Source organism: Bradyrhizobium sp. SZCCHNPS1003 (assembly GCF_032381555.1).
In the GTDB taxonomy this organism is placed as follows: Bacteria; Pseudomonadota; Alphaproteobacteria; order Rhizobiales; family Xanthobacteraceae; genus Bradyrhizobium.
Genome location: NZ_JAUHIU010000005.1, coordinates 177,434 through 191,538, shown reverse-complemented (window position 1 = coordinate 191,538; position 14,105 = coordinate 177,434). Strand labels below are relative to the sequence as shown.

At 64.0% G+C, this 14,105-nt stretch carries 7 protein-coding genes; all 7 read right to left on the bottom strand.

The window, feature by feature from the left end:
- Positions 1-104: 104 nt before the first annotated feature.
- Positions 105-4,304, bottom strand: a complete 4,200-nt coding sequence (rpoC, locus tag QX126_RS10540) for a DNA-directed RNA polymerase subunit beta' (RefSeq protein ID WP_315737593.1) — start codon at positions 4,302-4,304, stop codon at positions 105-107.
- A 131-nt stretch (positions 4,305-4,435) separates the two neighbouring features.
- Positions 4,436-8,554 (bottom strand): DNA-directed RNA polymerase subunit beta, encoded by a 4,119-nt coding sequence (gene rpoB / locus QX126_RS10535; protein ID WP_315737592.1) that lies wholly within the window; start codon positions 8,552-8,554, stop codon positions 4,436-4,438.
- A gap of 543 nt (positions 8,555-9,097) precedes the next feature.
- Positions 9,098-9,469 (bottom strand): 50S ribosomal protein L7/L12, encoded by a 372-nt coding sequence (rplL, locus tag QX126_RS10530; RefSeq protein ID WP_315737591.1) that lies wholly within the window; start codon positions 9,467-9,469, stop codon positions 9,098-9,100.
- Between the two features lie 60 nt (positions 9,470-9,529).
- Entirely contained in the window at positions 9,530-10,048 is a 519-nt protein-coding gene (rplJ, locus tag QX126_RS10525) for a 50S ribosomal protein L10 (RefSeq protein ID WP_315737590.1), read from the bottom strand.
- A 705-nt stretch (positions 10,049-10,753) separates the two neighbouring features.
- Positions 10,754-11,401: an Isoquinoline 1-oxidoreductase subunit gene (locus tag QX126_RS10520; protein WP_315780817.1), complete on the bottom strand. Its 648-nt coding sequence runs from the start codon at positions 11,399-11,401 to the stop codon at positions 10,754-10,756.
- On the bottom strand, positions 11,398-13,581 hold the full coding sequence (locus tag QX126_RS10515) for a xanthine dehydrogenase family protein molybdopterin-binding subunit (protein WP_315780815.1): 2,184 nt from the start codon (positions 13,579-13,581) through the stop codon (positions 11,398-11,400). The genes QX126_RS10520 and QX126_RS10515 overlap by 4 nt, the downstream gene beginning before the upstream one ends.
- Before the next feature lie 2 nt (positions 13,582-13,583).
- Positions 13,584-14,048, bottom strand: a complete 465-nt coding sequence (locus tag QX126_RS10510) for a (2Fe-2S)-binding protein (RefSeq protein WP_315780813.1) — start codon at positions 14,046-14,048, stop codon at positions 13,584-13,586.
- Between the last annotated feature and the right edge of the window lie 57 nt (positions 14,049-14,105).

Genomic DNA, 14,105 nt, shown 5'->3' with positions numbered 1-14,105 from the left:
GGAGAAGAAAATGTCAAAAAAAGGCCGGCAACCGCCGGCCTTTTCTACGCGTGATGAACGCACGGCAGACCCCAACACCGTCAGGGTCTGCCGCAATCGTCCGTTTACTCTGCCGGCGGCAGAGCGAGCGGCTGAGGCTCGGGCTGCGCCGGCACGATCGCCGCCTGCTTCTCGCGCTCGTCGAGAATCAGCTTGTCGCGCTTCAAGGCGACTTCGCGGATGCGGGCCATCGAGGCGCCGGTGCCAGCCGGGATCAGACGGCCGACGATGACGTTCTCCTTGAGACCCTCGAGCGGATCGATCTTGCCGTTGACCGCCGCCTCGGTGAGGACGCGGGTGGTCTCCTGGAACGAGGCCGCCGAGAAGAACGACCGGGTCTGCAGGCTCGCCTTGGTGATGCCGAGCAGAACCGGAGTGCCTGTGGCCGGCTTCTTCGCCTCCTCCACGGCCTTCGCGTTGAGCAGGTCGAACTCGATCTTGTCGACCTGTTCGCCCGAGATCATGTCGGTGTCGCCCTGGTCGGCGATCTCCACCTTCTGCAGCATCTGACGGACAATCACCTCGATGTGCTTGTCGTTGATGAGCACGCCCTGCAGCCGGTAGACCTCCTGGATCTCGTTGACCAGATAGGCCGCGAGCTCCTCGATGCCCTTGATCGCCAGGATGTCGTGCGGCGCCGGGTTGCCTTCGACGATGAAGTCACCCTTCTCGACGATGTCGCCATCCTGCAGATGGATGTGCTTGCCCTTCGGGATCAGGTACTCGCGCGGCTCCTCGGTCTTGTCGACCGGCTCGATCGAGATGCGACGCTTGTTCTTGTAGTCGCGACCGAACCGGATGGTGCCGGCGATCTCAGCGATGATCGCGGCATCCTTCGGCTTGCGCGCTTCGAACAGCTCCGCCACCCGCGGCAGACCGCCGGTGATGTCGCGCGTCTTGGCGCTTTCGGTCGAGATACGCGCCAGGATGTCGCCTGGCTTCACCGTCGCACCGACGTCGACAGAAAGAATCGCGTCGACCGACAGCATGTAGCGAGCATCGCCGCCGCGGGCGAGCTTGAGCACCTTGCCGTCCTTGCCCTTGATCACGATCGCCGGACGCAGATCCGCGCCACCGCGCGTTCCACGCCAGTCGATGACCACGCGCTTGGCAATACCGGTGGATTCGTCGAGCGTTTCCGAGATCGACAGACCTTCGGTCAGATCCTCGAACCCGATCGTGCCCTCCGCTTCCGTGAGGATCGGGCGGGTATAGGGATCCCACTCGGCGATGCGCTGGCCGCGCTTGATCATGTCGCCGTCGTCGACGTGCATGCGCGAGCCGTACTGGATACGGTGCGTCGCACGCTCGGTGCCGTCGGGGTCGACGATCGTCACGACCATGTTGCGGACCATCGCGATCAGGTGACCCTCGCTGTTGCGAGCGATCGACTTGTTCCTGATGACCACCTTGCCTTCGAAGTTCGATTCCACGAAGGACTGCTCGTTCAGCTGCGCCGCGCCGCCGATGTGGAAGGTGCGCATCGTCAGCTGGGTGCCGGGCTCACCGATCGACTGCGCGGCGATGACGCCGACAGCCTCGCCATGATTGACCGGCGTGCCGCGCGCCAGATCGCGGCCGTAGCACATCTTGCAGATGCCGTTGACGAGCTCGCAGGTCAGCGCCGAGCGGATCTTCACCTCCTGGACGCCGGCCTGCTGGATGGCGTCGATGTGGCTCTCCTCCATCAGCGTGCCGGCCTTGACCAGCACGGCGTTGGTCGCGGGATCACGCACGTCATCGCAGGGCACGCGGCCCAGGATGCGCGAGCCGAGCGAAGCCACGACCGTGCCGGCATCGACGATGGCGCGCATCTTGATGCCGAGATGGGTGCCGCAATCGTCCTGCGTGATGATGCAGTCCTGCGCGACGTCGACCAGACGACGGGTCAGGTAGCCCGAGTTCGCGGTCTTCAACGCGGTGTCCGCGAGGCCCTTGCGGGCGCCGTGGGTCGAGTTGAAGTACTCGAGAACCGACAGACCTTCCTTGAAGTTCGAGATGATCGGCGTCTCGATGATCTCACCCGACGGCTTGGCCATGAGGCCGCGCATGCCGGCGAGCTGACGCATCTGGGCCGGCGAACCGCGGGCACCGGAATGCGACATCATGTAGATCGAGTTGATGTCGGCATCCGCCCCCGTCGCCGTCTTCTTGGTGACGGAGATTTCCTTCATCATCTCCTTGGCGATCTCTTCGCTGGCCTTCGACCAGGCGTCGACGACCTTGTTGTACTTCTCGCCATGGGTGATCAGACCGTCATTGTACTGCTGCTCGAAATCCTTCGCCAGCGTACGGGTGGTGTCGACGATCTTCCACTTGCCCGCCGGCACGACCATGTCGTCCTTGCCGAACGAGATGCCCGCCTTGAAGGCGTTGTAGAAGCCGAGCGCCATGATGCGATCGCAGAAGATCACCGTCTCCTTCTGGCCGCAGTGACGATAGACCTGATCGATCACGCCCGAGATTTCGCGCTTGGTCATCAGCTTGTTGATGACCTCGAACGTGACGCGCGGATGCTTCGGCAAGAGATTGCCGAGCATGACGCGGCCCGCGGTGGTTTCGATCCAGCGCTTGGCGACCTTGCCGGTCTCATCCATGCCCTCCCAGCGATACTTGATCTTGCTGTGGAGATGGATGGCCTTGGCGTGCAGCGCATGCTCGAGCTCGGCCATGTTGCCGAACGCCATGCCCTGGCCGGGCATGCCTTCGCGCATGATCGAGACGTAGTAGAGACCGAGCACGATGTCCTGCGACGGCACGATGATCGGCTGACCATTGGCCGGATGCAGGATGTTGTTGGTCGACATCATCAGGACGCGCGCTTCCAGCTGCGCTTCGAGCGACAGCGGAACGTGGACGGCCATCTGGTCGCCGTCGAAGTCGGCGTTGAACGCGGAGCACACCAGCGGATGCAGCTGGATCGCCTTGCCCTCGATCAGCACCGGCTCGAACGCCTGGATGCCGAGGCGATGCAGCGTCGGCGCGCGGTTCAACAGCACCGGATGCTCGCGGATGACCTCGTCCAGGATGTCCCAGACCTCGGGGCGCTCCTTCTCGACCAGCTTCTTGGCCTGCTTGACCGTCGTCGACAGGCCCTTGGCATCGAGCCGCGAATAGATGAACGGCTTGAACAGCTCGAGCGCCATCTTCTTCGGCAGGCCGCACTGATGCAGGCGCAGCTCCGGACCGACCACGATGACCGAGCGACCGGAATAGTCGACGCGCTTGCCGAGCAGGTTCTGACGGAAGCGGCCCTGCTTGCCCTTGAGCATGTCGGCGAGCGACTTCAACGGACGCTTGTTGGCGCCGGTGATGACGCGGCCACGGCGGCCGTTGTCGAACAGCGCATCCACCGCTTCCTGAAGCATGCGCTTCTCGTTGCGGATGATGATGTCCGGCGCGCGCAGCTCCATCAGCCGCTTCAAACGGTTGTTGCGATTGATGACGCGGCGGTAGAGGTCGTTGAGGTCGGAGGTCGCGAAGCGGCCACCGTCGAGCGGGACCAGCGGCCGCAGGTCCGGCGGGATCACCGGCACCACGGTCATGATCATCCATTCCGGCTTGTTGCCGGAGTGGCGGAAGGCCTCGACGATCTTCAGACGCTTCGCGAGCTTCTTGTGCTTGATGTCGGAGTCGGTCTCCTGCATCTCCGCACGCAGCGTCTGCTCGAGCTTCTCGAGCTCGAGGCCGCGCAGCAGCTCACGGATGGCCTCGGCGCCGATCATGGCGGTGAAGCTGTCCTGGCCGTATTCGTCCTGCGCCTTGAGGTACTCGTCCTCGGACAAGAGCTGACGGTCCTTGAGCGCGGTCAGACCCGGCTCGAGAACGACGTAGTATTCGAAGTACAGGATCCGCTCGAGATCCTTCAGCGTCATGTCGAGCAGCAGGCCGATGCGCGACGGCAGCGACTTCAGGAACCAGATGTGCGCGACGGGAGCGGCGAGCTCGATATGGCCCATGCGCTCGCGCCGGACGCGCGACAAGGTCACCTCGACCGAGCACTTCTCGCAGATGATGCCCTTGTACTTCATCCGCTTGTACTTGCCGCACAAGCACTCGTAGTCCTTGATCGGCCCGAAGATGCGGGCGCAGAACAGGCCGTCGCGCTCGGGCTTGAAGGTGCGGTAGTTGATCGTTTCCGGCTTCTTGATCTCGCCGTAGGACCAGGACAGAATCTTCTCCGGAGACGCAATCGAGATCCGGATCTGGTCGAAGACCTGAGCCGGCGTCGTCGGATTGAAGAGATTCATAATTTCTTGGTTCATCGTATTCTCCTCGCGGGCCGATCGGGGGTCGGCCGCAAATTCGAAAATCTCTCAACGGGCGCCTTGTCCTGACCCGCGGGGGAAGGCGCCGGCACCCGGCCGTCCGAGACGGCCGGGCCTGACCTCTTGAACTACTCGGCGGCTTCCGACGTCGGCGCCGGTCCGAGCTTGGAGTTGTGCAGGTCGACGTTGAGGCCGAGCGAGCGCATTTCCTTGACCAACACGTTGAACGATTCCGGAATACCGGCCTCGAACGTGTCGTCGCCGCGCACGATCGCCTCGTAGACCTTGGTGCGGCCGGCGACGTCGTCCGACTTCACCGTCAGCATCTCCTGCAGCGTGTAGGCCGCGCCGTAGGCTTCGAGCGCCCACACCTCCATTTCGCCGAAACGCTGGCCGCCGAACTGGGCCTTGCCGCCCAGCGGCTGCTGGGTGACCAGCGAGTACGGGCCGATCGAACGCGCATGGATCTTGTCGTCGACCAGATGGTGCAGCTTCAGCATATAGATGTAGCCGACCGTCACCTTGCGATCGAACGCATCGCCGGTGCGGCCGTCATAGACCGTCGACTGACCGGAGGCGTCGAGGCCGGCGAGCTTCAACATCTCCTCGATGTCGGCCTCCTTGGCGCCGTCGAACACCGGCGTGGCGATCGGCACGCCACGGCTCAGATTGTGACCAAGCTCGATCAACTCGTTGTCGTTGAGCGACTTGATGGTCTCGTCATCGCCGTAGATCCGCTTCAAGGTCTCCTTCAGCGGCTTCACGTCCTGCTTCGACAGGTAGGCATCGACCGTCTGGGCGATGCGCTTGCCGAGGCCGGCGCAGGCCCAGCCAAGATGCGTCTCGAGGATCTGTCCGACGTTCATGCGCGAGGGCACGCCCAGCGGGTTCAGCACGATGTCCGCATGCGTGCCGTCCTCGAGGAACGGCATGTCCTCGATCGGCACGATCTTGGAGACGACGCCCTTGTTGCCGTGACGGCCGGCCATCTTGTCGCCCGGCTGGATCTTGCGCTTCACCGCAACGAAGACCTTGACCATCTTCATCACGCCTGGCGGCAGCTCGTCGCCACGCTGCAGCTTCTCGACCTTGTCGAGGAAGCGCTGTTCCAGCCCCTTCTTCGACTCGTCGTACTGCTTCCGCATGGCCTCGATCTCGGCCATCAGCTTGTCGTTCGGCGACGCGAACAGCCACCACTGCGACTTCGGATACTCGTCGAGCACCGCGCGCGTGATCTTGGTGTCCTTCTTGAAGCCCTTCGGACCGGAGATGCCCTGACGGCCATCCAGCATGTCGGCGAGACGGCTGTAGACGTTGCGGTCCAGGATCGCCTGCTCGTCGTCGCGGTCCTTGGCCAGACGCTCGATCTCTTCCCGCTCGATCGCCAGCGCACGCTCGTCCTTGTCGACGCCGTGCCGGTTGAAGACGCGGACTTCGACGATCGTGCCCTGCACGCCCGGCGGCACCCGCAGCGAGGTGTCGCGCACGTCCGAGGCCTTCTCGCCGAAGATGGCGCGCAGCAGCTTCTCTTCCGGCGTCATCGGGCTCTCGCCCTTCGGCGTGATCTTGCCGACCAGGATGTCGCCGGCGCGCACCTCCGCGCCGATATAGACGATGCCGGCTTCGTCGAGGTTCTTCAGCGCCTCTTCCGACACGTTCGGAATGTCGCGCGTGATTTCCTCCGGACCCAGCTTGGTGTCGCGGGCCATCACCTCGAATTCCTCGATGTGGATCGAGGTGAAGACGTCCTCCTTCACGATCCGCTCGGAGAGCAGGATGGAGTCCTCGAAGTTGTAGCCGTTCCACGGCATGAACGCGACCAGCACGTTGCGGCCGAGCGCGAGCTCACCGAGATCGGTCGACGGACCGTCAGCGATGATGTCGCCCTTCTTGACGATGTCGCCGACCTTCACCAGCGGACGCTGGTTGATGCAGGTCGACTGGTTCGAGCGCTGATACTTCATCAGCCGGTAGATATCGACGCCCGACTTGGTCGGATCGAGATCCTCCGTGGCGCGGATGACGACGCGGGTGGCGTCGATCTGGTCGATCACGCCGGAGCGGCGCGCCGCGATCGCGGCGCCCGAGTCACGGGCCACCACACCTTCCATGCCGGTACCGACGAACGGCGCCTCGGCGCGAACCAGCGGCACGGCCTGGCGCTGCATGTTCGAGCCCATCAGCGCGCGGTTGGCGTCGTCGTTCTCGAGGAACGGGATCAGCGCCGCGGCCACCGAAACGAGCTGCTTCGGCGACACGTCCATGTAGTCGACCTTGTCGGGCGTCATCGGCACGACTTCGCCGGCATGACGGCAGACCACGAGGTCCTCGGTGAAGCGGCCCTTGGCATCGAGCGGCACGTTGGCCTGCGCGACGCGGTAGCGCCCCTCCTCCATGGCCGACAGATACACCACCTCGTCGGTGACCCGGCCATCCTTGACCTTGCGGTACGGCGTCTCGACGAAGCCATACTTGTTGACGCGGGCGAAGGTCGCCAGCGAGTTGATCAGGCCGATGTTCGGACCTTCCGGCGTCTCGATCGGGCAGATGCGGCCGTAATGCGTCGGATGCACGTCGCGCACCTCGAAGCCGGCGCGCTCGCGGGTCAGACCGCCCGGTCCAAGCGCCGACAGGCGGCGCTTGTGGGTGATCTCCGACAGCGGGTTGGTCTGGTCCATGAACTGCGACAGCTGCGACGAGCCGAAGAATTCGCGCACGGCAGCGGCGGCGGGCTTCGCGTTGATCAGGTCCTGCGGCATCACGGTGTCGATGTCGACGCTCGACATGCGCTCCTTGATGGCACGCTCCATGCGCAGCAGGCCGATGCGGTACTGATTCTCCATCAGCTCGCCGACCGAGCGGACGCGGCGGTTGCCGAGATGGTCGATGTCGTCGATCTCGCCCTTGCCGTCACGCAGGTCGACCAGGGTCTTGATGACCGACAGGATGTCTTCCTTACGCAGCGTGCGCTGGGTGTCGGGCGCATCGAGCTCGAGGCGCATGTTCATCTTGACGCGACCGACCGCGGAGAGGTCGTAGCGCTCGGCATCGAAGAACAGCGACTGGAACATCGCCTGCGCCGAATCGAGCGTCGGCGGCTCGCCCGGACGCATCACGCGGTAGATGTCGAACAGCGCATCCTCACGCGTCATGTTCTTGTCGGCCGACAGCGTGTTGCGGATGTAGGGGCCGACATTGACGTGGTCGATGTCGAGCAGCGGCAGGTCCTTGTAGCCCTGCTCGTTCAGCACCTTGAACAGCTTGTCGGTGATCTCCTCGCCGGCCTCGGCGTAGATCTCACCCGTCTTCGGATTGACGAGATCCTCGGCGATGTAGTTGCCGAGCAGCTCCTCGTCCGACATGCGCAGCGCCTTCAGCCCCTTCTCCTGGAGCTGGCGGGCGGCGCGCACGGTGAGCTTCTTGCCGGCCTCGAGCACGACCTTGCCGGTGTCGGCGTCGATCAGGTCGTTCACGGTCGAATAGCCGCGGAACCGGTTGGCGTCGAACGGAACGCGCCAGCCTTCCTTGATGCGCTTGTAGATCAGCTTCTTGTAGAAGGTCGACAGGATCTGCTCGCCGTCGAGGCCGAGCGCGAACATCAGCGACGTCACCGGCAGCTTGCGGCGACGGTCGATGCGCGCGAACACGATGTCCTTGGCGTCGAACTCGATATCGAGCCAGGAGCCGCGATACGGAATGACGCGGGCAGCGAACAGCAGCTTGCCCGACGAATGGGTCTTGCCCTTGTCGTGGTCGAAGAACACGCCCGGCGAACGGTGCATCTGCGAGACGATGACGCGCTCGGTGCCGTTCACGATGAAGGTGCCGTTCATGGTCATGAGCGGAATGTCGCCCATGTACACGTCCTGCTCCTTGATGTCCTTCACCGACTTCGCACCGGTCTCCTCGTCGATATCGAACACGATGAGGCGCAAGGTCACCTTGAGCGGCGCAGCGAAGGTCATGCCGCGCTGGCGGCACTCGTCGACGTCGTATTTCGGCGGCTCGAACTCGTAGCGGACGAATTCCAGCATCGAGGTGCCCGAAAAGTCGGAGATCGGGAACACCGAGCGGAACACCGCCTGCAGGCCCTCATCCGCTCGCCCACCCGTGGGCTCGTCCACCATCAGGAATTGGTCGTAGGACGCCTTCTGAACCTCGATGAGGTTCGGCATCTCCGCGACTTCCTTGATGTGTCCAAAGAACTTGCGAACGCGTTTGCGACCGGTGAATGTCTGCTGCGCCATCGTGGCCTCTCATTTCGTCGCCCGGAGGGGCGAACCTTCCGAAACAGCGGCTGCCACCGCCCCTTCGGGTTGAATTTCGATCCATTTCGAGGATCTGAGGCCCAAAGCCGGAACGGAAACGTCCCAGCTCTGTTCTTCAGACCAGCAAAACGCAAAACGACGCGCGAGGCGCGAGGGCGCACCCGCTCGTCACAACCATCTCGTCACGGACTGCAAAAGCCCGAAATTGCCTATCTCCCAACGGTCTAAAGGCGGAGACGCTACTCCACCGATAACCGGCTTTTCGTGCTGCCGACCCAATATGGGCCGACGATAGCCGAGATTCGAGGGGGAAGCCCCTAAATCTCCACACTTTTCCGTGTTCGGCCCGCAACGGGCGATCCTGTTGCACGCCTTTTGCAGTATCCCGGCCCGACCCGACACCTCTGCAAAAATCTTTTGTCCCGATGATGACCGGGCGATATTACCGCCCGGTCATCATAATCTCTCGAAACCTTCGGACCTGCCTTAGGCCGCCGGAAGGCTCCGCTTGCAATCTTGCGATTACTTGAGGTCGATCTTGGCGCCAGCCTTCTCGAGCTGAGCCTTGATCTTCTCGGCCTCTTCCTTGTTGACGCCTTCCTTGACCGGCTTCGGGGCACCCTCGACCAGGTCCTTGGCTTCCTTCAGGCCCAGGCCGGTGATGGCGCGAACTTCCTTGATGACCTCGATCTTCTTGTCGCCGGCCGAAGCCAGGACAACCGTGAACTCGGTCTTCTCTTCCGCCGGAGCGGCAGCGGCAGCGGCCGGGCCAGCAACCGCGACGGCGGCAGCGGCGGACACGCCCCACTTCTCTTCCAGGAGCTTGGCGAGCTCGGCGGCCTCGAGAACGGTGAGCGAGGACAGGTCGTCGACGATTTTCTGCAAGTCAGCCATTGATCTACTTCCTTAAGATGGTTCGGTTCGAAACCAGGTTTTGAGTGTTTGCGAAGGGCGTCAGGCCGCTTCGCCCTTTGAGGCATGAGCCTGAATGACGCGCGCGACCTTGGCCGCGGGTGCGTTGGCGAGCTGGGCGAGCTTGGTCGCCGGAGCCTGGATCAGGCCGACGAGCTTGCCGCGCAGTTCGTCCAGCGACGGCAGCGAGGCGAGAGCCTTGACGCTGTCGACATTCAGGACGGTTTTACCCATGGAGCCACCGAGGATGACGAACTTTTCGTTCGCCTTGGCGAATTCCATGGCAACCTTGGGCGCCGCGACAGGATCGTTCGAAGTTGCGATCACGGTCGGCCCCTTCAACAGGGGACCGATGCCGACGACGTCCGTGCCTTCAAGAGCAATTTTGGCGAGACGGTTCTTCGAGACCTTCACCGACGCGCCCGCCTGCTTCATCTGCATGCGCAGCTTCTGCATCTGGGCTACGGTGAGGCCGGAATAGTGAGCGACGACCGCGACGCCCGTGGTCTTGAAGACCTCGTGCAGTTCCTCGACCGCCTCTTTCTTTGCCGCTCGTTCCACAGCAAGCTCTCTCCGGTTGGCGGCCTTCGCCCGAAAGCGGGACCGCCGGGTTGCACCCGCCGCCCCACCAAACCTGACCTCCGGACGGAAGAACCCGAGGACACGCAAGGCAAAACGGCGATGAATAGCCTGCCCTTCCGCAAGGCTTTATCGGCCCACGGAGTGTCGAGGTTCGAACCAAACCTGCATGCCACCACGACCAGCGCAGAGGACATGCCGAAATCCGGTCTTCACCCGTCTATGCAGGCCGTATGATTAAGCCATTGAGGAAATTGGACTTCCGCGCCGGCGCCTGCAGTCTCGGACAGGATTCGGAGGGATCGGCGGACCGACCTCCCCTGTGGCATTTCGAGAGCAGAAAGATCCTTCTTTCCTTCCGAGAAATCCAAACGGATATCCTCAAAAGGAATGCTGGCTCCTCTAGACTTTCGGAATGCGCACACGGGCGCGCCAGCAAAAGCCGACCCGCCCGGAAGCCGGTTCTTTAACGGGTGAATGGCGACTTGCCAAGACCCCAAGAGCAAAAATCGCACCAGTTACGTCGGCCAGTCCCGTAGCCCGCATGAGCGTCAGCCAGCGCCCAACGGGCGCAGGCGGAAGCGAGATGCGGGACTCTCGCCAGACCGTCGCGCGGAGAAACCGGCCCCGGAGATCGCTTCCGCCTTCGCCCGAGTGGCTCCGGCGGCGCTCTTCCGGGCTACCCGTCTACCCCTTCGGGCAGGACGCTCCGGCCTCGGCCCAGGCCTTGATCAGCTCGCCGAACTGCTTCTGAGTCCCCGGCGCCGGCGTCCGCCCTGCTCCCGGATTCCAGCCCCAGCCGACCAGTTCGTCCTCAGCCATATGATGAATCAGCTGGGCCATGGTCTTGCCGCCGTTGAGCTTCGGGTCCTTGATCTGGGTGCAGATCTGGCCGAGCGATCGGCCCTGCCAGGCCATCTCGATCGGCGCCAGCTGCCACTTCGGATTGCCGGGCACGCGCGCCGGGTCGAAATTGGCTTCGTGGTGACAGGTCGTGCAGGCGAGCCCGCCGGGCGCGCCCATGCCGGCCTCGCCGCGGACCACCAGCGGCTGGTGCGGAATCATCTTGTCGGTCTGGGTCGGACGATCGCCGGCCGGATGGCAGTTCATGCAGCGCGGCGACTGCAGCACCTTGCCGGCCTCCTCGAACAGCGCCACCGCGCGCTCCTCCCTGTTCTTGATCTTCGCGAAGTCCGCTGCCGGCTTCAGGCCATTGGCCACGCGGGTCGCCTCGGGCGCGGCATAGGCGCGCTGAAGCTCCGGATAGGCCGCGACGGCAACCGCAGCCAGGCAGCCGGCGAGCAACGCCATCGCCCCCGTTCTAACCAGTCTCATGCAGTGTCTCCCGGCCGGATCGGCAATTGCGTGGGGCGCGGCAGGCCGAGCTTCGCCATGGCGTTGGCGACGGCCGGTCCGAGCGGCGGGACGCCGGGCTCGCCTACCCCCGATGGCTTCTCTGTCGACGGCACGATCGCGACCTCGATCTCGGGCATCTCGTGGATGCGCAGCGAGCGGTAGGTATCGAAATTGCCCGACACCGGACGTCCCTCGTCGAGCGGCTGCTGCGCATAGAGGATGTGGCCCAGCGCAAAGCCGATGCCGCCCTCCATCTGGGCGCGGATGATGTCGGGATTGACCGCGACGCCGCAGTCGACAGCGCACCAGACCTTGTGCACGACCGGTCCGTCGGCGCCCATCGACAGCTCGACGACCTGGGCGACGTAGGTGTTGAAGCTCTCGACCACGGCAACGCCGCGGGCGCGGCCCGCCTCGAGCTTGGCGCCCTTCCAGTCCGCGAGCTCGGCGACCGCCTTGAGCACACCGGCGTGACGCGGCTTGTCGGCCATCATCGCCAGTCGCCCCTCCACCGGATCCTGGCCGACGGCTTCGAGCAGCTGATCGACGAACGCCTCGACAGCGTAGCCGGTATGGGTGTGGCCGACCGAGCGCCACCACAGCACGGGCACGCCGACATCGACCTGGTGCAGGTCGCAGCGGAAGTTCGGCACCTGGTACGGGATCTCGTTCGAGCCCTCATAGGCGGTCGCATCGAGACCATTCTTCATGGTCATCGCCTCGAACGGCGAGCCCTTCATGATCGACTGGCCGACGATCGTATCCGACCACGCCACGATCTTGCCGTCGCGAACGACGCCGCGCATGCGATGCAGGCTGAACGGCCGGTAGTAGCCGCCGCGCATGTCGTCCTCGCGGGTCCACACCAGCTTGACCGGACGTCCCGGCCCGATCGCCTTGGCGACCTGCGCCAGCTCCATGGCGACATGGGTCGACTGCTGCGCGCGCCGGCCGAAGCTGCCGCCGGCGAGAATCGTCTTGAGATCGACCTTGGCGATGTCGAGCCCCAGCACCTGCGCGATCACGGCGTGATCAGGCGTCGGAAACTGGCTGCCGTAGCGCGCCGACGCCGTGTCGCCCTTCCAATGGATGAACGCATTGATCGGCTCCATCGGCGCATGGGCCAGATAGGGGAAGACGAACTCGGTCTCGATCAGCTTGCCGCCTTTGGCGATCTCGGCATCGACATCGCCCTCCTGCTTGACCAGCGCGCCCTGCTTCTTCGCACGTGCGCGAAACTCCTCCAGCAATTGCGCCGTGCCGCGCGTCTCCGCCTTGCTGTCGTCCCAGGTGATCTTGAGCAGGTCGCGTGCCGTCTTGGCCGGCCAAAAGCCCTCCGCATAGACGGCGACGCCATTCGGCACCTCCTTGACGTCGACGACGCCAGGCACGGCCTTCGCTGCTGATGCGTCGAAGGAGGCCACCTTGCCGCCGAACCGCGGCGAGCGCGCCACCAGCACGGTCAAGGTCCCCGGATCCTTGATGTCGAGCGTGTACTCGGCCGAGCCGTTCGACTTCGCCACGCTGTCGAGCCGGGTCACGGCGCCTTCCTTGCCGATCAGCTTGAAGGCGGAGGGATCCTTGAGCTGCGGGTTCGCCGGCACCGGCTGTTGCATCGCCTTCGCGGCCAGCGCGCCGAAACCGCTCTGCTTGCCGGAGGGATGTCTAACGATGCCTTTATCGACCGTGATCTCCTCGGCCGGCACCTTCCATTCGTCGGCAGCCGCAGCCACCAGCATCGCGCGCGCGGCGGCGCCGACCTTGCGCATCTGCTCGTAGGAATTGGCGATCGCGCTCGAGCCGCCAGTGCCCTGCACCCCGAACAAGAGATTCTTGTAGAGCACCGGATTCGAGGGCGCATGATCGGCGCGCATCTGCGACCAATCGGCATCGAGCTCCTCGGCCACCAGGGTGGCCATGCCGGTGAACGGGCCCTGTCCGAACTCGATGTGCTTGCAGAGAACGGTGACGGTGTCGTCCTGGCCGATCACCAGAAACGTGTTCGGCGCGATGTTGACGGATTTTGCCGCAGCAGCGTCCTGCGCGTAGGCGACGCCGTTGCGCGCGACATAGGTGGCGAGCACGAACCCAGCGCCGGCTTTCAACAGCGAGCGGCGCGACAAGGTCGCAGCGGCTTCAGATTTCACATGAAGGTTCATGATCAGCCCTCCAGAGTCTTGGCGGCCGAATGAATTGCGGCGCGGATGCGGACATAGCTGGCGCAGCGGCAGATGTTGCCGTTCATTGCGAGATCGATGTCCTGGTCGCTGGGCTTCGGGGTCAGGCTGAGCAGCGCGGCGGCGCTCATCACCTGGCCTGACTGGCAGTAGCCACATTGTGGCACATCATGCGCGGCCCATGCCTTCTGGACGGCAACCGCCTCTTTGCTGGAGAGTCCCTCGATCGTCGTCACCTCGCTCTTCCCGACTGCCGACACCGGCAACGAGCACGAGCGCACGGTCTGGCCGTCGAGATAGACTGTACAGGCCCCGCATTGCGCTACGCCGCAGCCATATTTGGTGCCGGTCAGCCCAACATTGTCGCGAATGGCCCAGAGCAACGGAGTGCCGGGGTCGACATCAACCTGATGCTCCCGCCCATTGATCTTCAAAGTGAACGCCGCCATGGCCCCTCGCTCTATCTGTCGTCCTAACAGCAAGAGTTAGAAGCATTCGAGAATGGT

Excerpts from the sequence above, each read along its gene's own strand:
- rpoC (WP_315737593.1), bottom strand. The coding sequence starts at position 4,304 with ATGAACCAAGAAATTATGAATCTCTTCAATCCGACGACGCCGGCTCAG.
- rpoB (WP_315737592.1), bottom strand. The coding sequence starts at position 8,554 with ATGGCGCAGCAGACATTCACCGGTCGCAAACGCGTTCGCAAGTTCTTT.
- rplL (WP_315737591.1), bottom strand. The coding sequence starts at position 9,469 with ATGGCTGACTTGCAGAAAATCGTCGACGACCTGTCCTCGCTCACCGTT.
- QX126_RS10520 (WP_315780817.1), bottom strand. The coding sequence starts at position 11,401 with ATGAGACTGGTTAGAACGGGGGCGATGGCGTTGCTCGCCGGCTGCCTG.
- QX126_RS10515 (WP_315780815.1), bottom strand. The coding sequence starts at position 13,581 with ATGAACCTTCATGTGAAATCTGAAGCCGCTGCGACCTTGTCGCGCCGC.
- QX126_RS10510 (WP_315780813.1), bottom strand. The coding sequence starts at position 14,048 with ATGGCGGCGTTCACTTTGAAGATCAATGGGCGGGAGCATCAGGTTGAT.